Annotated in this window: 24 protein-coding genes and 1 pseudogene; 5 read left to right on the top strand and 20 right to left on the bottom strand. The window is 60.6% G+C overall.

Annotation, left to right across the window (positions count from 1 at the left end; all coding sequences use genetic code 11):
* Positions 1 to 37 precede the first annotated feature (37 nt).
* Positions 38 to 1,054, bottom strand: a complete 1,017-nt coding sequence (locus tag L8I05_RS29070) for an ABC transporter substrate-binding protein (RefSeq protein WP_242176612.1) — start codon at positions 1,052 to 1,054, stop codon at positions 38 to 40.
* Between the two features lie 132 nt (positions 1,055 to 1,186).
* Positions 1,187 to 1,636: a hypothetical protein gene (locus tag L8I05_RS29065; protein WP_174245635.1), complete on the bottom strand. Its 450-nt coding sequence runs from the start codon at positions 1,634 to 1,636 to the stop codon at positions 1,187 to 1,189.
* A 406-nt stretch (positions 1,637 to 2,042) separates the two neighbouring features.
* Here L8I05_RS29065 and L8I05_RS29060 point away from each other — a divergent pair, with 406 nt between their 5' ends.
* From L8I05_RS29060 to L8I05_RS29050, 3 genes are all read left to right on the top strand, one after another.
* Entirely contained in the window at positions 2,043 to 2,318 is a 276-nt protein-coding gene (locus tag L8I05_RS29060) for a hypothetical protein (RefSeq protein ID WP_242176611.1), read from the top strand.
* A 109-nt stretch (positions 2,319 to 2,427) separates the two neighbouring features.
* The gene (locus L8I05_RS29055; protein WP_159961506.1) at positions 2,428 to 2,658 is read left to right on the top strand and encodes a hypothetical protein; all 231 of its coding nucleotides are present in this window, start codon (positions 2,428 to 2,430) and stop codon (positions 2,656 to 2,658) included.
* Between the two features lie 72 nt (positions 2,659 to 2,730).
* The gene (locus tag L8I05_RS29050) at positions 2,731 to 2,967 is read left to right on the top strand and encodes a DUF2789 domain-containing protein (protein ID WP_242176619.1); all 237 of its coding nucleotides are present in this window, start codon (positions 2,731 to 2,733) and stop codon (positions 2,965 to 2,967) included.
* 1 nt (position 2,968) lies between these two features.
* Here the strand turns inward: L8I05_RS29050 and L8I05_RS29045 are convergent, their stop codons facing one another.
* The 15 genes from L8I05_RS29045 to iolC all read right to left on the bottom strand — a co-directional run bounded on the left by L8I05_RS29045 (position 2,969) and on the right by iolC (position 19,800).
* Positions 2,969 to 3,172, bottom strand: coding sequence for a hypothetical protein (locus tag L8I05_RS29045; RefSeq protein WP_028615868.1), 204 nt, complete (start codon positions 3,170 to 3,172; stop codon positions 2,969 to 2,971).
* A 115-nt stretch (positions 3,173 to 3,287) separates the two neighbouring features.
* Positions 3,288 to 4,883, bottom strand: coding sequence for a methyl-accepting chemotaxis protein (locus L8I05_RS29040; RefSeq protein ID WP_242176610.1), 1,596 nt, complete (start codon positions 4,881 to 4,883; stop codon positions 3,288 to 3,290).
* A gap of 184 nt (positions 4,884 to 5,067) precedes the next feature.
* On the bottom strand, positions 5,068 to 5,472 hold the full coding sequence (locus L8I05_RS29035) for a TraR/DksA C4-type zinc finger protein (RefSeq protein WP_010564800.1): 405 nt from the start codon (positions 5,470 to 5,472) through the stop codon (positions 5,068 to 5,070).
* A 449-nt stretch (positions 5,473 to 5,921) separates the two neighbouring features.
* Positions 5,922 to 6,944: an ABC transporter permease gene (locus tag L8I05_RS29030; RefSeq protein ID WP_026013640.1), complete on the bottom strand. Its 1,023-nt coding sequence runs from the start codon at positions 6,942 to 6,944 to the stop codon at positions 5,922 to 5,924.
* 58 nt (positions 6,945 to 7,002) lie between these two features.
* Entirely contained in the window at positions 7,003 to 8,556 is a 1,554-nt protein-coding gene (locus L8I05_RS29025; RefSeq protein ID WP_159957285.1) for a sugar ABC transporter ATP-binding protein, read from the bottom strand.
* A gap of 63 nt (positions 8,557 to 8,619) precedes the next feature.
* Positions 8,620 to 9,555, bottom strand: a complete 936-nt coding sequence (locus L8I05_RS29020) for a sugar ABC transporter substrate-binding protein (RefSeq protein ID WP_242176609.1) — start codon at positions 9,553 to 9,555, stop codon at positions 8,620 to 8,622.
* Between the two features lie 48 nt (positions 9,556 to 9,603).
* On the bottom strand, positions 9,604 to 9,786 hold the full coding sequence (locus L8I05_RS29015) for a hypothetical protein (protein WP_232109225.1): 183 nt from the start codon (positions 9,784 to 9,786) through the stop codon (positions 9,604 to 9,606).
* Positions 9,787 to 9,914: 128 nt separating this feature from the next.
* Positions 9,915 to 10,943 (bottom strand): Gfo/Idh/MocA family oxidoreductase, encoded by a 1,029-nt coding sequence (locus L8I05_RS29010; protein WP_242176608.1) that lies wholly within the window; start codon positions 10,941 to 10,943, stop codon positions 9,915 to 9,917.
* Between the two features lie 137 nt (positions 10,944 to 11,080).
* Positions 11,081 to 11,941 carry a sugar phosphate isomerase/epimerase gene (locus L8I05_RS29005; protein WP_177018208.1) on the bottom strand — a complete coding sequence of 287 codons (861 nt, stop codon included), beginning with the start codon at positions 11,939 to 11,941 and terminating at the stop codon, positions 11,081 to 11,083.
* A gap of 160 nt (positions 11,942 to 12,101) precedes the next feature.
* Complete coding sequence (locus L8I05_RS29000) at positions 12,102 to 13,127, bottom strand: Gfo/Idh/MocA family oxidoreductase (protein ID WP_242176607.1); 1,026 nt, start codon at positions 13,125 to 13,127, stop codon at positions 12,102 to 12,104.
* Between the two features lie 19 nt (positions 13,128 to 13,146).
* Positions 13,147 to 15,078 (bottom strand): 3D-(3,5/4)-trihydroxycyclohexane-1,2-dione acylhydrolase (decyclizing), encoded by a 1,932-nt coding sequence (gene iolD / locus L8I05_RS28995; protein ID WP_242176606.1) that lies wholly within the window; start codon positions 15,076 to 15,078, stop codon positions 13,147 to 13,149.
* A 62-nt stretch (positions 15,079 to 15,140) separates the two neighbouring features.
* Positions 15,141 to 15,962 carry a TIM barrel protein gene (locus tag L8I05_RS28990; RefSeq protein ID WP_242176605.1) on the bottom strand — a complete coding sequence of 274 codons (822 nt, stop codon included), beginning with the start codon at positions 15,960 to 15,962 and terminating at the stop codon, positions 15,141 to 15,143.
* A 25-nt stretch (positions 15,963 to 15,987) separates the two neighbouring features.
* Positions 15,988 to 16,776, bottom strand: a complete 789-nt coding sequence (iolB, locus tag L8I05_RS28985; protein WP_177018212.1) for a 5-deoxy-glucuronate isomerase — start codon at positions 16,774 to 16,776, stop codon at positions 15,988 to 15,990.
* Positions 16,777 to 16,779: 3 nt separating this feature from the next.
* Positions 16,780 to 17,667, bottom strand: coding sequence for a myo-inosose-2 dehydratase (iolE, locus tag L8I05_RS28980; protein ID WP_242176604.1), 888 nt, complete (start codon positions 17,665 to 17,667; stop codon positions 16,780 to 16,782).
* Between the two features lie 195 nt (positions 17,668 to 17,862).
* A complete protein-coding gene (gene iolC / locus L8I05_RS28975; protein WP_242176603.1) occupies positions 17,863 to 19,800 on the bottom strand; it encodes a 5-dehydro-2-deoxygluconokinase in 1,938 nt (645 codons plus the stop codon).
* Here iolC and L8I05_RS28970 point away from each other — a divergent pair.
* Together L8I05_RS28970 and L8I05_RS28965 are read left to right on the top strand one after the other, a co-directional pair.
* Positions 19,799 to 20,002 (top strand): hypothetical protein, encoded by a 204-nt coding sequence (locus L8I05_RS28970; protein ID WP_242176602.1) that lies wholly within the window; start codon positions 19,799 to 19,801, stop codon positions 20,000 to 20,002. The genes iolC and L8I05_RS28970 overlap by 2 nt on opposite strands.
* A gap of 83 nt (positions 20,003 to 20,085) precedes the next feature.
* Positions 20,086 to 20,994, top strand: a complete 909-nt coding sequence (locus L8I05_RS28965; protein ID WP_159957305.1) for a MurR/RpiR family transcriptional regulator — start codon at positions 20,086 to 20,088, stop codon at positions 20,992 to 20,994.
* Here L8I05_RS28965 and L8I05_RS28960 read toward each other — a convergent pair.
* The 3 genes and pseudogenes from L8I05_RS28960 to L8I05_RS28950 all read right to left on the bottom strand — a co-directional run bounded on the left by L8I05_RS28960 (position 20,924) and on the right by L8I05_RS28950 (position 23,001).
* A complete protein-coding gene (locus tag L8I05_RS28960; protein WP_242176620.1) occupies positions 20,924 to 21,292 on the bottom strand; it encodes a hypothetical protein in 369 nt (122 codons plus the stop codon). The genes L8I05_RS28965 and L8I05_RS28960 overlap by 71 nt on opposite strands.
* Positions 21,289 to 21,456, bottom strand: a pseudogene (locus tag L8I05_RS28955) (efflux RND transporter periplasmic adaptor subunit); the annotation flags it as partial. The gene L8I05_RS28960 and the pseudogene L8I05_RS28955, both read right to left, overlap by 4 nt.
* A gap of 123 nt (positions 21,457 to 21,579) precedes the next feature.
* On the bottom strand, positions 21,580 to 23,001 hold the full coding sequence (locus L8I05_RS28950; protein ID WP_242176601.1) for a PLP-dependent aminotransferase family protein: 1,422 nt from the start codon (positions 22,999 to 23,001) through the stop codon (positions 21,580 to 21,582).
* Between the last annotated feature and the right edge of the window lie 20 nt (positions 23,002 to 23,021).

Below are 23,021 nucleotides of genomic sequence, written 5' to 3'. Positions count from 1 at the left end.
CGCATTTGGATCTGCATCCAATAGAAAGATGGTCGGCTTACTTCAGACCCGCCTCAACCTTCTGCGCCACATCCGCCGTCAACCACGCCTTCCACACCTCAGGATGCTCCTTGAGAAACGCCTGGGCCACTTCGCGTGGCGCCGTGTGGTTCTCGCTCATCGTCGCCAACGCTTTATTCAGCGGTTCGATAGGAAACTGCACCTTGGTAAAAAACTCGGCGATCTGCGGATGTTCCTGCTGGAACGGCGTCGACACACCAATGCTCAACTTGGACGCCAACGAGCGGGTCGGTCTCGGGTTGGGGTTATCCGCATCGGTCAGTGTCTTCCAGGCGTCGGCGTCAAACGGCGGTTCTTCCAGTTGGATCAGCTTGTACCGCCCCATCAATGGCGTCGGCGACCAGTAGTAGAACAACACCGGCTTGCCACGACGGATTGACGAGGCGATTTCCGCATCCAGGGCTGCACCCGAACCGCTGCGAAAGTTCACATAACTGTCGTCGAGGCCATAGGCCTTGAGCTTTTGCTTGTTGACCACTTCCGAGGTCCAGCCGATCGGGCTGTTGAGAAAGCGCCCCTTCCCAGGGGATTCGGGGTCCTTGAACACGTCCTTGTAACGCGCCAGGTCCGTAACGCTCTTGAGGTCCGGCGCCAGCGGCTTGAGGCCTTTGGCGGGGTCGCCCTTGACCACGTATTCCGGCACCCACCAGCCTTCGGTGGCGCCCTTGACGGTATCGCCCAGGCCCACCACTTTGCCTTCGGCCTCGGCCTTGATCCAAACCGGACTGCGGCCGGCCCACTCCTCGCCAATCACCTGGATGTCATTTTTCGCCAGCGCGGTTTCCAGGGTGATGGTGGTGCCGGGCAAGGTGTCGGTGGGCAGGTCATAGCCTTTCTCGACGATAAAGCGCAGTACTTCGGTGATCAGGCTGCCGCTTTCCCAGTTCAGGTCGGCGAAATGCACCGGTGCCTGGGCGGCCGAAACCGGCACTGAAGCCACTGACAGACTCAAGGCCGTCAGGGACGCTGCCAATAGGGTTTTAAATCCTTTCATGCCTTTGCACCTCGCGTTTTCGCAGCAATAGCGGACGGCTTTGCTGCCAATGCGCGAAGCCTCTGAATAGTTAAGTCAACTCAACTGTAGTAGAGGTTCCGGGAGAGCAAGAATACACGCGACGTTTATCGACTACTCACTGGCCTTGAACGTTACCAGCTCACCCTTGCGCCACTTGGCGGCCTTGCCGGTCACGGCCTTGAGGGTTTTGGTCAGGCCTTCCTGCAATTGCTCGTTGGCGGCAAACACCAGCATGACGTTGTGGCCTTCCTTGAACACGATGCCCTGGCCTTCGGTCGAAGTCACAAAGGCGTAATCGCCCAGGCCATACACGGTCAACTTGATGTCGCGGAACTTCAACTCGAACTTGCCACCCTCGCGACTCGGCAACACGGCCGCGCGAAAATGGTCGCCCACCTTGAGCTCCAGACGCTGTTTGTCATCCACCACCATCGCCGATTCGGTATCGATTTCGGCGATATAGATGCCTTCCGGCGTTTGTTCGGTGATGTAGACGAAACGCGATTGAAACTGCTTGACCAACTTTGCGCGCAAATCACCCAGCACGAATAACGCGTGCATATCCAGATTACTGACTGCCAAGGAAACGCCCCCACATCAAAATTACTGCTACCTGCCGGAGCGGGCAGCACAAAAAAACGGCCCTGGGGCACGATCACACATTTGTTAAGAAACTGCAGAGAACCCGCTGCTGCGCCGCAAGACTAGTACAGGCATGCGCGATAGACCTTATGCAGGTCATCAGGCACCACAGGAAATCACAGGTTCAACCGCCCGAGAACACGGGCCGACCAGCTTCAGAGAATAACTCAATTAAAAGCGCTGTTTCCGACAACACACACATAAAAAACTACCTGGCGTGGAACCAAGCATTGGCTGCCGACGACAATACTAAAACAGCAACACGGGTCAAAACCACCCGAAACGTTGCTGGAGGGTCAACAAGATCGTTCGACAGGAGCTGAGCATGCAACCACGCCAACACGACGCCATGTCTTCCCGTACTCGTTCATCATGTCAAGACGAGCGCCAATACTACTGCTTGCCTGACCCCAACGGGTACTCCAATTCCGTTCTTTACCAAGTTGTACCTGCCGGACGGAATTTCTTTCATATCCTGGAAGTGACCAGCGGCCGGATCAGAGGCTTTCGCAGCAACCACATTCGGGCCTGTGAACTGGCGAAAAAACTCGAAACCAGCTTGCACACCGTTCACGGCGGGATCGTTTCGTCATCCGGATGACTTTACTGCGCCGCCGTCCCTCAACAACTGCCATACTGACCCGTCCATGAAGTTTGCCCCCTGCGGGTCAGGTTTCATCAGTGCGGTTACCTTGAAGGGAAGGCTATACGTGACGGAATTTGATATTGGCGAATTTTTCATCCATGGCGATGTGCGAGAAGTAGACGGTGAGTTCCAAGCGGTAATCATCATGCGGGCCAAACCTCCGCTGACGACCGTGACCACGCACCAGGTGGAAAAAGATCGTTGGTTCAAAACTGTCGACGCCGCCGCCATTGCCGCAAAAGACGCCGCCAAAGCCCTGAAAACCGCTGTGGATTCAGGCGCACTCAATTCCTGATAATCCGATAGAACTCTGCCGCCTCCAGCGCCTCACATGCACAAGACCATCACCTTGCATGGAGAACGAAATATGGACGCGCCAATCCCAACGCTTGAAACCCTGTTTGAACAACTCGGCCTGGAATCAACCCCCGAAGCAATCGACGCATTCATCGGTGCACATCTGCTGACCCAAGACGTGAAACTGATCGACGCACCTTTCTGGACGCCGCAACAAGCGGCGTTTCTCAAGGAAGAATTGCGTGATGATGCCGAATGGGCCATCCCTGTAGATGAATTGAACCAGCGCCTGCATCAACCCCGATAACTCAATGCAGGCTGTCTGACTGTTCCAGGCGCAACAGCGCCTGCCAGGCAGCCCTGCACTCCTCCGCTTCATCGCGGCTGGCAAACGCCGTGCCGCGTTGCTCGCCATTGAGCAACACCACCCAGCACGCCTTCTGGCCCAGCGCACGCAGGGTTTCGGGTACGCCACTGCCGATCATCACGGCGACATCGACTTTGTTTTGCATGGAGCTTCTCCGCAGCATTAGTTAGCTGGCTAACAATGTTCGCCATGCTACGGTTTTCTGCCAGTTGGAAAAAGCTATCCGCGGAATAGCTCCATTGCATAAACAGCAACAATCCCTAGCGCGGGGGCTTGGCCGTCTCCGGTTTATAGCCCAACCGCAGCCCGCCCCAATGCCGGCCGTTGACCATGATGGGCACTGACAAATCGTGCATCAACTCACCGGTATCACGGGTGTAGGTCTGCAACAGCACCGCTTGTTGATGGCTGCCGCAACGAATACCCGTGCGGTCTTCGAACTTGCGCTTGGTACGGTTCTGCAGCGCGTCGACCTGTGGATCGCCCGTAAGCGCTTGAGAAAACGCCTTGTTGTGCGTCGGCACATAGCCTTGAGGCGTGCAGGCGATGGCGAATACCAAGCCTTCATGGCGCGGCAGCAGCGCTTCCTGGATCGCCGGCAATACCTGATCGGTGTAGCCGTCAAAACGCGTGTGGTACTTGCTTGGGCTGGTATTCGGGATCGGCGTGTAGCTGCGGTCAAACAGGTCCTGCAGGCTGATACGGTTTTGCAGTACGTCTGCTTCGAACTGCTCGGCAATGCGGTTCGCGCCTTCACGGGCCAGGTCGTAGATGCGCTGGTGATAGTCATCCAGCCCGACTTCGGCCAGGCGCTCGCTGATGGTTTCGGCCTGCCCTTCCATTTGCACGGCGGCGTCGGCCAGTTGGCGGGTTTGCTGGTCGCTCACGCTCAGGTCGCTGCGCATTTGCTCCACGGCATGGAACAGGCTGTCGAGTTGCACGCGGTTGGTGTCGGTGCCTTGGGCGATTTCGTTGACCTGCCCTTCCACATCCGCCGCCAGGCTGGCGATGCTCTCAAGTTGCGCCCCGGCATGCTCCACTTGCTCGACGCCGGTGTGCAAGTCCGCCGACAACTGGCGAATCTGCTCCACCACCTGCGCCGTGCGTTGCTGGATATCGGCGACCATCACCCCGACCTCATCGGTGGCCGTGGCGGTGCGCCCGGCCAGGCCGCGCACCTCATCGGCCACCACGGCAAACCCGCGCCCGTGCTCACCGGCGCGCGCCGCTTCAATGGCCGCGTTTAACGCGAGCAGGTTGGTCTGGCTGGCGATGGACTGAATCACCAGAGTCACGCGTTGAATCTCTTCGCTGCGCTGGCTCAAGGCCTCGATCAGCTCGCGGCTGGCATTCGCGCGCTGGCTGAGTTGGTGCATGCGGGTGATCGACAGGGCCAACACTTCGCGGCCTTCGGTGCTGCGCTGGTGGGCCTGGCTGGCCGCGCCGAGGGCCTGTCGGCTGAGTTGCGAGGTGACCTTTTCAGTGCCGATCATGACTTCGGCGCTGCTGACAATTTGCCTGGCCGCGCTCAACTGCGACTGCAAACGGGCCGCCAGTTGCTTGACCGAATAGGCCACGCCGGCAGCCGAAAGCGCGTTATGACTGGTGGTGTAGGAAAGGTCGCGGGTCAGCGCACCCATCGCATCGGAGGCGGCGGAGTCTGCGCGCACGGGCTTTCGGGTTTTAAAGCGCGGTAGCCAGACCACCAGCAAAACCAGGGGCAGGCACAGGTAGATCGGCAAGCCGGCAAACGCCAGGCCCAGCAGTACCAGCACCAAGGCGGTGCTCTGCAGGAGCGGCGTCAGCCAGCCGGGCAGCACGCGCGCCACCCTGTGCGGTGGCACTGCTGCGCCCATCAGAGATCCGTCTCCAGCCATCGTCGTCACCCCACTGCTTTGTCGTTATTGTTGCTGCATTAAACGCCACTATCGGGCCATTATCCATGAGCCTTTAGTGGGGGAGTTTGCAACAGATCAATAGACAAGGGCGTAACCGGTATTTCGCTTGGGCGCCACGTCAGCAGCGCCCAACTTCAGCACATCACGCTTGACGCTGGTGCTTGTCGATCTGCTCGTGGCGCTCTTGCGCTTCGATGCAGTACTTGGTGGTCGGGCTGATCAGCAGGCGCTTGAGGCCGATAGGCTCACCGCTGTCGTCGCACCAGCCAAAGGAATCTTCCTTGATGCGTTCCAGTGCACGCTCAAGCTGCGGCAGCATACGCTGGTCGCGGTCGATGGCATTCACCAGCCAGGTGCGCTCTTCTTCAACGGAAGCGGCGTCAGCCGGGTCAGCCGGGGTATCCAGGCTTTCAATGGCGATGCGGTTCTGTTCAATGCGCTCGTGGTGTTCCACTTTCATGTCCTGCAGCAACTGCTCAAAAAAAGCGTGCTGTTCGGCATTCATGTAGTCATCCGCCGGCATGGCCAGCAACTTTTCCTTTGTCATTGATTTCTCTATAAAAAATACGTGCATTAAGGCGAATAAGGGAGCGTTCCGGCAGACCTCTGCAGGCCTCGGAAAGGCGCCGTTCATTTCAAGCGCCACCCGGCACTCAATTTACGAGGGGCGGCAGTCTAAGGCCGACTTGAGGGCTCAGCAACTGAAATGACAGGCATTTTTTCCCAATTAACCCCCAAAGGCACCAGGACGGGCTTGGCGAATGGTCATCGGAGTGCGTTTATAGCAAGAAATTCAGTGGTGTGGAGGTATATAGAAGACAAACGGTTGAAACTGGCTGGAGAAGGTTCAAATGTGGGAGCGGGCTTGTGTGGGAGCCGGGCTTGCCCGCGATGCAGGCAACTCGGTTTGTCGGGGATAACGAGTTGATGCGATCGCAGGCAAGCCAGCTCCCACACAAGTCCGGCTCCCACATTGATAGGCGGTGAACGCCAGCCCTAGCGTTTCAGTTTGCGCTTGTTGCGATACTGGTCGATCACCACCGCGATCACGATGATCAGCCCCTTGATGATGTCCTGGATGTACGCATCCACGCCTACGAAGGTAAACCCGCTGGCCATCACCCCCAGGATCAACGCGCCGATCACGGTGCCGGTGATGCGCCCTACCCCGCCCGCCAGGCTGGTGCCGCCGATGACCGCCGCCGCAATCGCATCCAGCTCATAAGACATGCCCATGCCGGCCTGGCCGGTCGCCGCACGTGCCGAGGCGACCACACCCGCCAGCCCCGCCAGCAGCCCGGCGATGCTATAGACGATGATCAAGTGGCGCTTGACGTTGATCCCCGACGTCCGTGCCGCCTGCATATTGCCGCCGATGGCGTAGGTGTACTTGCCGTACTTGGTGTAGCGCAGGGCAATATGGAAGATCACCGCCACCACCAGGAAGATGATCACCGGCATCGCCCCATGACCAATGGCGGTGTAGGAATCCGAGAGCATGCTCACCGGCTGGCCTTCGGTGTAATACCGCGCCAGGCCACGGGCCGAGACCATCATGCCCAGGGTCGCGATAAATGGCGGGATACCGGTGACGGCAATGATGCTGCCGTTAATTGCCCCCGCCAGCAGCCCGACGCCCAAGCCCATCGCCACCGGGATCCACACCGGCAAATCCGTCAGGCTGGGAAACACCGCACGGGAGAAATCGGAAGTCTGCGCCAGACTGGCGGCGATCATCGCCGATAACGCCAGCACCGAACCCGAAGACAAGTCGATACCGGTGGTAATGATCACCTGGGTTACGCCAATCGCCAGCAGGCCGATGATCGACACTTGCAGGATCATCAGCACCAGGCGCTGGGAGTTCATCAGGAAACTCTGGTCGCGCACGATCCAGCCGAACAGTTCAAACACCAGGCCGATACCGATCAGCACCAGAAAGATGCTCAGCTCGGTGGGCAAGCGCCTGCGGTGCTTGACCGGTGCCGTGGCGGGCTTGTTGTCTGTTATTGCGTTCATAGCCAATCACCTTCTTATTCTGTGGCACAGGCCAACCGCGGGCCTACGCTGCTGTTCGTCAGTGGACTACGGTCATACCCGAAGCCAACTGCATGACTTTTTCCTGGGTCGCGTCGCTACGGTCGAGGGTGCCCATCAGGTCGCCCTCGTGCATCACCATCACCCGGTCGCTCATTCCCAGCACTTCAGGCAGCTCGGAGGAAATCATGATCACCGCCATGCCTTCGCTGGCGAGGAAGGAGATCAAGCGATAAATCTCTGCCTTGGCGCCGACGTCGATGCCGCGGGTCGGCTCATCGAGAATCAACAGGCGTGGGTTGGTCATCAGCCAGCGCGCCAGCAAAGCTTTCTGTTGGTTACCGCCGGACAAGGTGTCAATGCACTGCTCCAGCGACGGGGTTTTCACCCGCAGCTTCTTGCACATGTCTTCACACAGCGCGCGCAAGGCTTTTTGCTGGATAAAACCGTTGCCCGAGTAATGCGGCAGCACGGCCATTTCCATGTTTTCCAGCACCGACAGGCACGGGAACAGGCCACTGAGCTTGCGGTCTTCGGTCAACAACGCAAAACCGTTCTCGATGGCCATGTGCGGGTCGGTGATGCGTATCGGTTTGCCGTCGAGGGTGATCTGCCCGCCACTGCTTGGGGTGATACCAAACAGGGTTTCCGCCACGTTGGTGCGGCCCGAGCCCATCAGCCCGGCGATGCCGAGAATCTCGCCGGCGTGCAGGTCGAACGACACGTCCTTGAACACGCCGTCCAGGCGCAGGTCGCGCACCGACAGCAGCAGCTCGCCGATGGGCGTTTCGCGCACCGGGAAGAGCTGGCTCAGTTCACGCCCGACCATCATCGAAATCAGGCTGTCGCTGTTCATGCTGTCGGCGCGCTGCAGGCCGATATAGTGGCCGTCGCGGAACACCGCCACTTCATCGGCGATGGCGAACACTTCGTTCATTTTATGCGTGATGTAGACGATGCCTTTGCCTTGGGACTTGAGGTCGGCAATGATCGAAAACAGGTGGGCCACTTCCTTTTCGGTAATGGCCGAAGTCGGTTCATCCATGATCAAGATGTCGGAGTCATAGGACACCGCCTTGGCAATCTCGACCATCTGCCGTTCGGCGATGCTCAGGTTGCCGACGTGTTCTTCCGGGTCCAGGTTGATGCGCAAGCGCGCCAGCAACTCGGCGGTGCAGCGGTGCATTTCACGGTGGTTGACCATGTGCAGGCTGTTGAGCTGCTCGCGGCCGATCCAGATGTTCTCGGCGATGCTCATGTGCGGCATCAGGTTGAGTTCCTGGTGGATCATCGCGATACCGGCCTTCTGCGCCGCCAGCGGCGTTTCAAACACGATCGGTTTGCCGCGCAGGCGAATCTCCCCGGCGTCGGGCTGGTAGATGCCGGCGATGATCTTCATCAGCGTCGACTTGCCCGCACCGTTCTCGCCCATCAACGCCAACACCGAACCTGGGCGTACGCGCAGTTGCACATCGGCCAGGGCCACGACGCCGGGAAAGCCTTTGCTGATATTGAGAATTTCCAGCAGGTAGGGTTCTTCCGGTGCCAGGGGCTGGATACCGGGAGGCTGCGAGACAACCGCTTGAGCAAGCATATCGGGTACTCCATCAGCAGGGCGACCGTGGCCGCCCTGCTCGCTTATTGTTGTTATGAAGGGCTACTTGAAGTCTTTGACGTTGTCGGGGGTGATCAGCTTGAACGGGATGATCACGTTCTGCTCGACCGGCTCGTGCTTGGCCATCTTGCGCGCCGCTTCCACCGAACCCACCGCCTGGCCCTTGGCATCCTGGAATGCCGACGCGGTCATGTCGCCCTTGGTAATCGCGTTCAAACCGTCCGGTGTTCCATCAACCCCGGCGATCAACACGCTGCCCGGCTTGGCGCCTGCCGACTTCAAAGCCATGGACGCACCGATGGCCATCTCATCGTTGTTGGCCAGCACCGCATTGAACTCGCGGCCCTGGGTCAGCCAGTCGTTGACCAGCGTCATGCCACGGTCACGCAGCCAGGTACCGGTCTGTTCCTGTTCGATGGTGATACCGGGGTATTTGGCCAGGACCTCTTTCACGCCTTTGGTGCGGTTGGTGGTGGAGTTGTTGGCCAGGTCGCCCAACAGAATCACGATCTTGCCTTTGCCACCGAGCTTTTCGGCGATGTACTGCATTTGCAGGCGACCGGCCTCAACGTCATCGGAGGTCACGGCGACAACATCCTTGGGCAGATCCTTCTGGTCAGGACGACGGTTGACGAACACCAGTGGAATGCCCGCCTTGGTCGCCGCACTGATGATGTTCTTGGTCGACGCGGTGTCCACCGGGTTGACGATAATCGCGTCGACCTTCTGGCTGATAAAGTTCTCCACCTGGCTCAGTTGCTTGACCACATCAGCACGGGCGTCTTCGAACTGCAACTGTACGCCGTCGCCCTTGGGATAGGACTTGGCTTGCTTGTCCATGTCTTCGCGCAGGTAAGTCAGGAAGGTGTCATCGAAGGCGGACATGCTCACGCCGATCTTGAGATCGGCCGCCGTGGCAAAGCCGCTGGCAAGCAACATGGACAAGGCCAGCGCGGTAAAACGGATCGGGGTCTTCATGAACGGTCTGTCTCCAATTTCTTGTTGGTTTTGTGGACGTTGCGTTTTTCAGAGCGAGGACGTGGGCAGTCGAACGATCGGTGCTCCCGGGATGCAGCACACCAGGGCGCCTTTGTTTTCGACGCACAGCACATTAAGGAAGGAGAAATAAAACGGCCGGGCGCGAGGCAGATCGCGTGGCGCTTGCTGGGCAGGGCGTAAAACTCGCAGTACAGCGTTGAAGATTTTCATCTGACGGTACCTGGTTGTTTTTGATCTTGTTTTTGTTGAGTCGCCCGGATCGAGCCCGAGACGTACTTTTTGCAACCTGGAAAAGACTCTATTGGAAAATAATTTCCATATCAACCATTTTTAGAATTTCATTCTATTTTTATTGAAACCACCTGCTGGCGCTCGTTGCTGAGGCGTGCGGCGTCCAATATACGGGTGGTTTCCAGCGCGTCATAGGCGCTTACCGGCAACGGCCCCTGCCCTTGCACAGCACTCTGCAACTGGCGATAGAACTGCGTCCAGCAGCCTTTTTCCGACGGCACCCGTTCGCGCTCCGCGCCTTGTTCAAACCAGCCCCAGCGTCGATGTTCTTCCGCGCCCCAGTGCTCGCCTTCGGTCTTTGGCGTCTTGCCGGCCATCAGCGCTTCTTCCTGGCCGTCCAGGCCGTCGACGGTGTAGCAACCCAGCGTGCCGCTGACACGAAAACGCGGGGCCTGGCTGTTTTGCAGCGCACTGCCCCACAAGTGGGAAATCACCCCGTTGGCGTGAGTCAGCGAGACAAAAAAACCGTGATCCAGCGTTGGGTATTGCGCGCTGAAGTGCAATTGCGCGAACACCCGATCCACCGGGCCGAACAGTTGCAGCGCCTGGTCCACCAAGTGGCTGCCGAGGTCGCGCAACCAGCCGCCGCCGCTGGCATTGCCCACCGATTGCGGGTTGTAGCGCTCCACACAGGATTCAAACCGGGTGACCTCGCCCAGCGCGCCGGTGTCGATCAGTTTGCGCAAGGTGAGAAAATCCGAATCCCAGCGCCGGTTCTGGTAGACGCTCAACAACACACCTTGGCGTTCGGCGGCAGTGATCAGCGCCTGGGCCTGCTCGGCATTGCTGGCGAAGGGTTTGTCGCTGACCACCGCAACGCCATGTTCGATGGCTTCCAGCACCAGGGCCGGGCGGCCTTTGAGGGTGGTGGAAATAACCAGCGTATCCACACCGGCCTCGACGAGCTGGCCGATGGAATCGTAGGCCTTGAGGCCGGGATGTTCAGTCGCCAGTTGCTGGCGGCGCTCCGGGGAACGCGTCACCACGCCGACGAAGGTTGCGCCGGGCAGCGTTGCAATCAACGGCGCGTGAAAGAAGCGGCCACCATGGCCGTAGCCGACTAGTCCGATTCGCATACATACACTCCTTCTTGATCGTTCCCACGCTCTGCGTGGGAATGCAGCCCGTGACGCTCTGCGTCACAAGCGCGGACGCAGAGCGTCCAGTGAGGCGTTCCCACGCGGAGCGTGGGAACGATCGAACGATCGATTGCTTATTGGCACAGCTCGCGGGTCACCCGCTCCAGCATCATCCGGCTTGACTCATCCGGCCGATCTTCCCAGGCAAACACCGAGACCGTGGCGATGCCGTCGAACTTGAGCTCGCGCAAGGTGCCGAAAAACGCCTCCCAGTTGACTTCGCCCTGGCCGATATCCAGGTGCTGGTGCACGGTGGCGGTGACGCCTGGCGGGTTGACGATGTAGCGCAGGTTGGACGACGCACGGTGGTTGTAGGTGTCGGCAATGATCAAATGGCTGAGCTTGGATCCCGCGTACTTGAGCATCGAGGCGATATCGCCTTTGCCGTCGTCATAAAAGAAGGTGTGCGGCGCGGCGTAGAGGTAGTTGATCCAGTCGCGGTCGAGGCCGCGAATGATGTCCACCGACTCGTTGTTACGCTCGCAGAAGTCATACGGGTGCGCCTGGATATCCAGCTTGACGCCTTCGCGCTCGAACTCCGGGATCAGTTCGTCCATGGAGCGCATGAACTGGTTTTCGCAGACCAGCGGGTTGTCGGACTGGCCGGTGAACTCGGTATTGACCAGCTCGCAGTCCATTTCCACGGCAATCTGGATCGCGCGTTTCCAGTTGCGCACGGCAGCCACGCGCAAGCCTTCATCGGCGGCGGCCCAGTGGTACATCGGCAACAACGACGAGAGCTGCACACCGGCGTCGCTCAAGGCCTTGCGAAATTCCTTGATGCGCGCACGGTCGACGCGGGCGGCTTTGTAGAACGGCAGGAAGTCTTCGCGGGGCGACAGTTCGATGTGCTGGTAGCCAAGCTCGGCGGCCTTGTCGACCATCTGGCCAAGGGGTAGATGGCGGTACATATAGGGGTCTAAGGCGATACGCATGTTGGAAACGCTCCCGAATCTGATGTTGGAACCCGATTAAATGTGGGAGCTGGCTTGCCTGCGATAGCGGTGCATCAAGCAGCATTTATATTGAATGTGCCGCCTTCATCGCAGGCAAGCCAGCTCCCACACTGATCCGGTTCCTCCAGTGGAATAGGTGTCAGCCGTAAAAATGCGGACGTGGCGGCAGGCCGACCTTGACGATCTGCTCACTGCTCTGCGCTTCAATACACGCATCCGCCGCCACCGCCGCCGCAAAGCCATCCCACGCCGACGGCCCGCCGACTTGCCCGGCGCGCACGCTGTCGATGAAGGCTTGCAACTCGACGTCATAGGCGCCGATAAAGCGGTCTTTCCAATCCATCAGGATCGCATTCGACAGCTTGGCCTCGCTGCGCAGTTGCACCTGCGAAGGCTCCGGCAGTTTGGCGATGCCGGTCTCCCCCACCACTTCGCACTGGATGTCATAGCCGTACTGGCAGTTCACAAACACTTCCACATCGATGCGCGTGCCCTTGGCGGTTTCCAGCAGCACGATCTGCGGGTCGCGCAGGTGGGCCAGGGCCTTGCTTGATTTGCGCGGGAACACCACTTGCACCGACACGTAGTCGTCGTTGAGCAACCAGCGCAACACATCCAGCTCGTGGATCAAGGTGTCGGTGATCGCCATGTCGGTCTTGTAGTTCTCGCCCACCGTCGGGTTGCGATGCGCGCAGTGCAGCATCAACGGCTCGCCGATCTGGCCGCTGTCGATCACCGCCTTGAGCGCGCGATAGCCTTCGTCATACGGGCGCATGAAGCCCACTTGCACCAGGCGCTTGCCGAAGGCGACTTCGGCGTCGACGATCTTGCGGCAGCCTTCGGCCGTCACCGCCAAGGGTTTTTCGCAGAACACCGGCTTGCCGGCGGCGATGGCCGCGAGCACAAATTCTTCATGGCTCGGGCCCCAGGAGGTCACCAGAATCGCCTCGACTTGCGGCGAGTTGATCAATGCATGGCCGTCCGGGTAGACCTCGGCAGTCAGCTTCAAGTCAGCGACGACCTTGGCGGCTTGCTCAAGGTTGATGTCGGTCACGGCCACCACCTGGCTATTAAGCAAGGTCTGGCTGCAACGACGAATATGGTCACGGCCAATGGCGCCAGTACCGATGACACCCAGCCGCAACGAATTAGAGAGCAAAGACATGCAAACACTCCTCTTGTTATTAGTACTGCCGGGCTTTGGCCAGGCGTTCATTGAGTTGTTTGGCCACCGCGTCAGTGCGCGCGCTGGTAGAGACCTGCGCCACACCCACCCGCCACCACGACAGGTATTTGTGGATCATGGTCTTGGGCAGAACCTTGATATCAATCAGCGTCGACACCGTTTGCGTGCGCGCATCGGCCAGCGCCGCCTGCAACTGTTCAACCGTGCTGACCTTGTAGGTCTTGCAGCCGTAAGCCGCCGCGCTCATGGCGAAATCCACCGGCACAAAACCGCCATCGAGCTTGCCGCTCTCGGGGTTGCGGAAGCGGAACTCGGTGCCGAAGCTGTCCATGCCGTGTTCCATTTGCAGGTTGTTGATGCAGCCGAAGGTCATGTTGTCGAGCAGCACCACGTTGATCTTGCGCCGCTCCTGGATCGAGGTGGCCAGTTCCGAGTGCAGCATCATGTAGGAGCCGTCGCCCACCAGCGCGTAGACCTCGCGCGCGGGCTCGGCCAGCTTCACGCCCAGGGCCGCGTTGACCTCGTAGCCCATGCACGAATAGCCATACTCGACGTGGTAGGTGTTGACGCCCTTGCTGCGCCAGCTGCGTTGCAAGTCGCCGGGCAGGCTGCCGGCGGCGGCGACGATAATGGCGTCGTCGGCCAGGGTTTCATTGAGCACGCCGAGCACGCGGCTTTGGGTGAGGCAGGAGCCGGTCAGCTCGATAAATTCGCGCAGCACCGCCGGGTCCATGTGGTCGTTGATTTCCGGGACGAAGTTGTCCGTCTGATAGTCGGCCTGGTAGATGCGATCCACCTCGGCCTCCAGATGCGCCTTGGCATCGCGCGGCTGGTCGGCCCAGTCGGAACGGTAGTCGCCCAACGCATCCGCCAGTGCTTCGAGGCCCACTTGGGCGTCCGCCAGCAGTTGCACGCCGTCGAGTTTCAGTGCGTCGCAAGGGCTGATATTGAGGTTGAGAAACTTGACTTCGGGGTGCTTGAACAGCGATTTCGACGAAGTGGTGAAGTCGGTGTAGCGCGTGCCGATACCAATGATCAGGTCCGCTTCCGGGGCCAGCAGGTTCGCCGCCAGGCAGCCGGTCTCGCCGATACCACCGAGGTTCAGCGGGTGGCTTGAGACCACCGCGCTCTTGCCGGCCTGGGTTTCTGCGAAGGGAATATCAAAGCGCTCGGCAAACGCCTGCAACGCGGCATTCGCGCCGGCGTACTTGACCCCACCGCCGCAGATGATCAGCGGCTTGCGCTTGCCCCGGAAGGCGGCCAATGCGTCGCTGATCATCGCCGCCGTTGGCGGGCGACGCTCGATGCGGTGTACGCGTTTTTGCATGAAGTAATCGGGATAATCCCAGGCCTCGGCCTGCACATCCTGCGGCAGGGCCAAGGTCACCGCGCCAGTTTCCGCCGGGTCGGTGAGCACGCGCATGGCGTGGATCGCGGCGGTCATCAGTTGCTCGGGGCGGTTGATGCGATCCCAGTATTTGCTCACGGAACGGAAAGCGTCGTTGGTGCTGATGCTCAAGTCATGAAACTGCTCGATCTGCTGCAACACCGGGTCGGGTTGGCGGCTGGCGTAGACATCGCCGGGCAACAGCAGCAACGGGATACGGTTGGCGGTGGCGGTTGCGGCGGCGGTAATCATATTCGCCGCGCCGGGGCCGACCGATGAGGTGCAGGCGTAGATCTTGCGGCGCAGGTGCTGCTTGGCGAAACCGATGGCGGCGTGGGCCATGCCTTGCTCGTTACGGCCCTGATGCACCACCAGGTCGCCGCTGTCCTGCTCCAGCGCCTGGCCCAGGCCCAGCACGTTGCCGTGACCGAAAATGGTGAAAACCCCGGCGACAAACTTGCTCTGCACGCCATCGACTTCGATGTACTGGTTATCCAGAAACTTCACCAGGGCCTGGGCCATGGTCAATCTTGTTGTGGTCATCACTTGCACCTTGTGTGAATGCAGATCCATTGTTCAACAGAGATCCAATGTGGGAGCTGGCATCAGGTCCGAGGGTTTTGCAGGTGGGCGATGCTTGCCCCCAATGCCTGCTGAATATCCGCCAACGCATGCACGCTTTCCGCAAACGGCTCGAACGACAGGTAACCGCCGTACCCGCTGCTGAGCAAGGTGTCGATCTGCGCGGCATTGCCGAGAATATCGCCCTCGCCCACCAGCACGCGGTGGCCATCGCGGATCGAATTCAGCGGCGCGTCACGGTCTTCGACGCCGGAGATATGCACCAGGCCGGTCAGCTGCGGGAAGAATTCCTGCTCGCTGGCCAGGTGATGGTGGAAGGTGTCGTGCACCAGGCGGAACACATCCAGGCCGCCAATCGATTGGATCGCGTCCACCGCCACGCGTTTACGGCGCAGCGCACATTCTTCGAAGCCCAGGGGCTCGATAAAACCGAGAATCCCGTACTCGCGCAGTATCGGCGCCAGCTCGCTCAACGCCGTGCGCAAACCGGCGGCGCGCTGGGCTTCGTTGCGCGTGTCGCCGCGCTCATTCAGCGGGCACATCACCAGGCCTTGCGCGCCGCATTCGCGGGCATAGGTGGCGAGCTTGATCGCCTGGGCGCGACGCTCGTCATTCCACACATCAAAGGGGTACAGCGCGTTGATCGACAGCACCGTGATGCCCTGCACTGCGCACAATTCGCGCACGCGGCTGGCGGGTGTGCCGAATTCGATTTCGTGGCCGTTGAGGTCGTTGCGAATCTCGATGGCATCGCACTTGAGCGCGGCCGCCAACTGAATGAAATCCGGCAGGGACAGGTTGGGTGCGACCATGCGGTTAAGGGCAAAACGCAGCGGCGACTTCATTGTTGTTGTTCTCCGTTCAAACCGATTAGAGGTCCAGCAGCCAGCTGTGCTGCGGGTCGTTATGGAAATGCCAGGCGCGCTTGGGGCCGGCCATCACGTTCAGGTAATACGACTCGTAGCCGTACGGCACGCTGACCGGGTGGTAACCCTTGGGCACCACCACCAGGTCGCTGTTTTCCACGGCCATGGCCTGGTCGATGCTGCGGTCGTCGGTGTACACGCGCTGGAACACAAAGCCTTGCGGCGGGTTGATCTGGTGGTAATAGGTTTCTTCGAGAAAGCTCTGGTGCGGCAGGTCGTCGGTGTCGTGCTTGTGCGGCGGGTAGCTGGAGGAATGCCCCGACGGCGTACGCACTTCCACCACCAGCAGCGAATGGGCCGGCTCGCTGTCGGGCAGGATGTCGCACACATAACGGGTGTTGGCGCCCTTGCCGCGCACGCTGCGCTTGCACTGTTCGGGCCGGATCAGGCGCGGCTCAAAACCTGTGGCACCGGGCGCGGCGCACACCGCGATTTGCACGTCGCTCAATGCGGTAATCTGCGCATCGGTGCCGGGCGGCAGGTAGGCGGCAAAGGGTGATTTGTCTTCGAACACCGAGTGGCGATCACCGAGGTTCTGCCAGTTGAAGCCCTCGCCCTCGATATTCACCCGGCCACTGAGCAGCACCAGGCACAGCTCTTTATCACCGGCGGTCACCGGCAGGGTTTCACCGAGGCTCAGGCGGTAGGCGGCAAAGCCCACGTATTCCAGGCGCCCGGCTTCCAGGGCAACCATGGTTTGCCCACGTTTGCTGCTTTTGACCAACAAGCTCATCACTCAAGTCCTCTCGTTGAGAAGCGCGCGCAAGGTGTCATAGCCCTTTTTCGCATAGATATAGCTGGGCGCCACGGCCGGGTCCTGCTCGGCCTCCACCACCAGCCAGCCTTCGTACTGGGCGGCCAGCAGCACATCGAGCAGCGCGCCGAAGTCGATATCGCCATCGCCGGGCACGGTGAAGGTGCCGTTGACGATGCAATCAGGAAAGCTCCACATCTGGTTGCGCGCCAGTTGCACCACCGGTTTTCGCACGTCCTTGAAATGCACGTGGCAGATGCGCTCGATGTGTTTGCGCAACACCTCGATGGGCTCGCCGCCACCCATATAGCAGTGGCCCGAATCGAACAGCAGGCCGACTTCCGGGCCGGTGCGGCGCATCAGCTGGTCAATGTCTTCAGGGGATTCAACGTAGGCGCCCATATGGTGGTGGTAAGCCAGGCGCACACCTTGAGACAGGGTGAAGCGCGCCAGCTCAGTGAGTTTGTCGGCGTAGTCCTGCCAGGCCTGCTCGCTGTGAAAACGCGGGCGTTCGATCAAGCGCACCTTGGCGCCCTGGATCGAATCGGCGACTTCGCCGTAGACCAGCACCTTGGCGCCGTTGAGTTTCAGCAGCTCGACATGGCTGGCGATGGCTTCGATTTCTTCGGCCACCGAGCGGCGTGCCAGGCGGCTTGAGTACCAGCCGGAGACCAGTGCCAGGTCATAGGGGCGCAGTACATCGCCGACGCCTTTGGCGTCCTTGGGGAATTTGCCGTTGAGTTCAAAACCTTCATAGCCAATCTCCTTGCCTTCGCTCAAGGCGGTGCTCAGCGGCGTTTCACCGCCCAGGGCCGGCAGGTCGTCGTTGCTCCAGGAGATCGGGTTGATGCCAATTCGGATTGCGGGCATGGCTGCACCTTTTATTGTTTTCAAAGTTGCATGAGATCTGCTTTATGTGGGAGCGGGCTTTTGTGGGAGCTGGCTTGCCTGCGATGGCATCACCTCGACTCGGCAGTTAGACCGAGTCGCCTGCATCGCGGGCAAGCCCGGCTCCCACAAAAAGCAGCTCCCACTTTTGATTGGATTTCAAGTTGAAGGCTGTGTTTAGGTTCGGGCGCTGCGCCAGGCATTGATGAGCTGTTCGAAGGTGTGTTGCACCTGTTGGATCAGCGTTTCATCATCAATCTCCCCCGCCATCCACGCGCGGCTGGGTTCCTGAAAGATCGTGCGGCCCACGGCGAACCCACGGCAGGTGGTGCTTTGGCTGGCTTGCTGGAAACCATCGGCAAGGCATTCAGCCGAGGCATTCAGGCCCAGCAACACCACGCCACGGCAGTAAGGGTCGCGCTCCTGGATCAGTTCATCGAGCTTTTTCCACTCTTCAGCCGACTGCGCTTCGATCTTCCACCACGCCGGGTAGATGCCCAGGTTGTACAGGCGCTTGAGGCTGCGATAGAGCACATCCGGATAGGTGGACGGGTGATCCTTGGGCGGAATGACTTCCAGCAGCAGTTCGTGACCGCTGACCAGCGAGGCCTCGTACACCGCCTTGAGCTGGGCTTCCTGCTCCAGGCGCAGCATCGGCTCGTCGTCGGGGTGGTATTGCACCAGACACTTGATGATTTGTTCCTGGGGCCAGGCAATCAGGTTGCTGCCCAGCGAGCGGCCGTGTTCGAACGCCAGCGGCCGCGAGTTCTGCACTTCCACCGGGCGCGCGATCCACCAGCCGCGCCCGCTGGCGGCGTTGAGCGCGTCCTGGCCGAAACGCTGGTCGGCCAGCAGGCCCACATCGGCTTCAACGCCCTGCTCGCGCAACTTGGCCTCAACGCGTTCGACGGCCTGGATAAACAGCTGCTTGATAGTGCTGATGCGCGCTGGGTCCTGGCCGCCTTTTTGCGCCAGGTCCACCAACTGCCAGCGGTGGTCGAAGGCAAACACGAACAGCTGCTTCCAGGCTTTGCGCGGCACGGTGACACGGTGCAGGCGTTGCAGGGTCACGTCCTGGTCAGGCCGGGTGATGGGCACCGGGCTGTTGAACAGGTAATCGAGTTCGGCAGGCGTGGGCATGGCCGGTGCACAGGCGTGGCGCGACACCACCAGGCCGCCACAGGCATTCGCCAGTTGGCTGCAACGCTCATCGCTGGCGTCGTTGAGCCAGCCGCTGAGGAAGCCCGACATAAATGCATCGCCGGCGCCCAGTACGTTCAGCACTTCAACCCGCACGCCCGGGTAGATCGCGCCGTCTTCGAGCCGCGTCGGGATCGCGCCGTGGATCACCGTGCAGCCCTGCGGGCCGAGCTTGACCACCAGGGTGGCCGTGGTCAGCTCACGCACAGTGCGCAGCGCGGTGAGCAAATCCTCACTGCCGCCGGCAATCAGAAACTCTTCTTCGGTGCCGACGATCAGGTCAAAACGCGGCAGGATTTTCTGCACATGCTGGCTGACGTTCTGGTCGGCGACAAACCGTGTTTCGCCGTCAGCCTTGCCCGCCAGGCCCCACAGCACCGGGCGGTAGTCGATATCCAGCACGCGCTTGACGTTGTGCTTGGCCGCGTAATCCAGGGCCTGGATGCTGGCCTTGTAGACGCCGTCCGTGGAGAAATGCGTGCCGGTGATCAGCAAGGCTTTGCTGGAGGCAATAAAGGCTTCGTTGATGTCTTCGCCGCGCAGGGCCATGTCTGCGCAGTTCTCGCGGTAGAACACCAGCGGGAAGGTTTCGCGGTCTTTAAGGCCCAGCAGCACCAGCGCGGTGAGGCGTTCCGGGTCGACCTTGATGCCGCTGACATCGCAACCTTCACGGGCCAGGGATTCCACCAGGAAGCGGCCCATGTGGTCGTCGCCGACCCGGCTCAACATCGCCGACTTGAGCCCCAGCCGCGCAGTGCCGAAAGCGATATTGGCGGAGGACCCGCCGAGGTACTTGGCGAAGCTGGACACGTCCTCAAGCCGCGCACCCACTTGCTGTGCGTAGAGATCGACGCCCAGGCGCCCGAGGCAAATCAGATCCAATTGACGCCCAATGGCAAAACGAGTCTGGCCCATGCTGGCTCCTGTTATTTTTATCAGCCTGCGTGGTGCCGCCGAGGTGACGGCACACGCTCTTGGTGAGAGCAGACTAGAACGTTCAGCAGCGCCAATCAATATTTATTCCATAATTATTTTTAGTGGAATATTTTTTCCAATAAGCCAGCATAATGGCACGCCAGCCCTCCTGCATCGTTTCAGCAGGCCACGGCTGCCGTGATGCCGGGGTATTTTTTTGCGCCTACCCTGTAGACTTGCGCCCACCTATCAGCGCATCAGAAGAACAAGCCAGAAGGATTGCCCATGTCCCGCACCGATCCCGAGACCACCCTGGAAGCCACGCTCGCCAGCCCTCCGATCAATGCCGAGCGCCTGTTGCAGCTGATCACCGACGAATACGAAAGCCTGCCGCGCCAGCTCAAACGCATTGCCAGCTACATGAGCCAGCAGAGCGACCGGATCATGGTCGACCGCATCAGCGACATTGCCCGTGAATGTGAAGTGCACCCCTCGGCCATCGTGCGGTTCTCCCAGCGTTTCGGGTTCAGTGGTTTCAGTGAGATGCAGGCGTTGTTTCGCGAGGCCTACACCCACAAGACCACGCCTGTGCAGAACTACCAGCAGCGCATTCGCAGCATGATCGCCAACAAGTCGCAAAAAGCCAGCGGCGGCGACCTGGCGCGCGAGTGCGTGAATGCCACCCTGTCGGGCATCGAGCGGCTGGGGCTGGAACTGGATGATGTGGCGTTCGAGAAGGCCGTGGATCTGGTGGTCAACGCCGACAACATCTACGTGGTCGGTGTGCGCCGTTCCTTTGCGGTGGCTGATTACCTGGTCTACAACCTGCAGCACACCAACAAGCGCATTCACTTGATCTCGGGGTTGGGCGGCAGTTACCGCGAGCAGATGCGCAGTGTGCGTGCCAATGATCTGGTGATTGCGATCAGTTTTACACCCTACGGCAAAGAGACGCAGCATTGCTTGCGGATTGCCCAGCACCATCAGGCCAAGACCTTGATCATCACCGACAGCAACCTGTCGCCGCTGGCCAAGCGGGCGAACGCGGTGTTGTTGGTGAATGAAGGGTCGTCGTTTGCGTTTCGCTCGTTGAGCGCCACCTTGTGCCTGTGCCAGGCGTTGTTTATTGCGGTGGCGTATCGGTTGGAGTTGAAGGTGGATGAGATTCATGAGCAGGTTGGGTTTGATGACTGAGCTTCTGGAGCAGGTGGTAGGCGGGGGAGATTAAGAAGAGTGACAGCAGCGGCGCGGTGATGCCGCCGCTCAGGTGGATATAGACCCAGCCAAAAGGCCGCGCGTTTTCACTTTTTAGCATCCACGGGCCGTCGCAGACCTTGAGCCTGGCCACGGTGCCGAGGGTGATCTGGCTGCCTTGCGGCGTGTCGACCGGCGTGTTTTGCACCGCCCAAACGCCCCACGCCGTGACAAACAAGGTGGCGAGCAACACCAGAAAGCGGTTGGCCACTGACCAGCGAACCAACAGGGCAATCATGGCTGGGCTCCGGGCTGCATGCCCATTTCAGAAGTGCCGGACGATGGCGATACTAAACCGCGTAAACTTGCTTCAAAATCCAGCAGAAATTGACCGGACGCGACTACCTGCTGGCCTTGCTGCAAGCCACTGCGAATTACCGTCTGGTCCTGGTTTTCCACGCCTGCGCTATGGCCTGGCGCACGTTGAGGCGTTCAATGCGCCCTTCGGCGGCAGCGGTTTGCACCGTGGCATCGGCCAGCTCAATGCGCGCCTTGCGCTTGTCGCGGCGGGGCACCTAGCGCGAGTCAAGCCGCTATTAACAATTGCGTGAGCACTCGGCCGTGATAACGGATCTGCGCCAGGGTCAATGCGGTGTAACCGATGATCACCGCAGGCGGCAAACGGGCTTCCACGCAGAACTTGCTTAACGGCTGCAATGTCAGCCCGACAGCGGCGGCGCGGGTGCAGAACTCGCCTTCCTCAATGCCGCTCGGCAACCACAGCACAAAGTGCAGCCCGGCTTGCTGACCACTCACCGCGCACGCCGCTGGCAGACAGCCAAGCAACGCATCGCGCCGCGCCTGATACGCCTGACGCGAAGCTCGCAGGTGGCGCACAAAGGCGCCGCTGCCGAGAAACTCCACCAGCCCCAACTGATCCGTGGCACCCACCGAGTGCCCGGTAAGTTGCAGGGTGCGCAGCAACGCCGGACGCAGCGCCTTGGGCACCACCATGAAACCCACGCGCAAGCCGGGGAACAGGTTCTTGTTGAAGCTGCCGCAGTAGATGACGCGGTCGCCGGAGTCCAGGGATTTAAGCGCCGCCAGGGGCGCGCTGTTGTAGTTGTATTCGCTGTCGTAGTCGTCCTCGACCACCCAGGCGTCGGCGCGAGCGGCCCAATCCAGCAGCGCCAGGCGGTGCGAGACGCTCAGGGTCATGCCCAGTGGGGCCTGGTGCGCCGGCGTGACATAGGCCAGGCGCGCAGCGTCGGGCAATTGGGCGGTGTCCAGGCCTTCGGCCGTGACCGGGATCGCCAAAACATGCGCGCCGGCCAGGCTGAACAGGCGGCGCGCGGGTTTATAGCCAGGGTCTTCGACACAGGCGATGTCGCCAGGTTTGAGCACGGTGCGGGCGATCAGGTCCAGGCCGTGGCGAATGCCGGTGGTGACGATCACTTCATCCGCCTCGCAGTGCATGCCGCGATAGCTGCGCAGGTAGTCGGCGATCTGTTCGCGCAACGCGGGCAAGCCGGCAGGATGGGCAGCCTCCAACACGCCAGGCCCGGCGGCGAGCAGCCCTCGGGAAATACAGCGCGCCCAGGCTTTGAGGTCGAACAGCCCGGCATCCGGGCGCCGCGCCACAAACGGCACATGGCTTTGCACACCCGCCTCGGGCTGGTCAGGCACGGCCACGCGCCGTGGCGTTTCGCTCGGCGCCGGCGCCGCAATGAATTGCTCGGGAATCACCGCACACACCCGCGTACCGGAACCCGCAACCCGCTGCACATAGCCCTCGCTGTGCAAGCGTTCATAGGCCGCTTCCAGCGTGCCACGCGACACCAGCCAGCGCTCGGCCAGGCTGCGGGTCGACGGCAAGCGGCTGCCGGCGGGCAGTTGTCGATTGAGGATGGCAGCGCGCAAGGCGTCGTAGGCGCCCTGCCGCTTGCCCGCGCCAAAGGTGTCCGGGCGCGGCAAGTCCAGGTTGGAAGCGGCTTTCCCTCGGCTCATAGTGGTCCATTCCCTCATGA

It is taken from the genome of Pseudomonas sp. MONT-RG-20F-20-E-7-02 (assembly GCF_022662395.1).
Classification (GTDB): Bacteria; Pseudomonadota; Gammaproteobacteria; order Pseudomonadales; family Pseudomonadaceae; genus Aquipseudomonas.
Note: the sequence above shows the minus strand (reverse complement) of the source record. Positions and strands in the feature narration are given on the sequence as shown.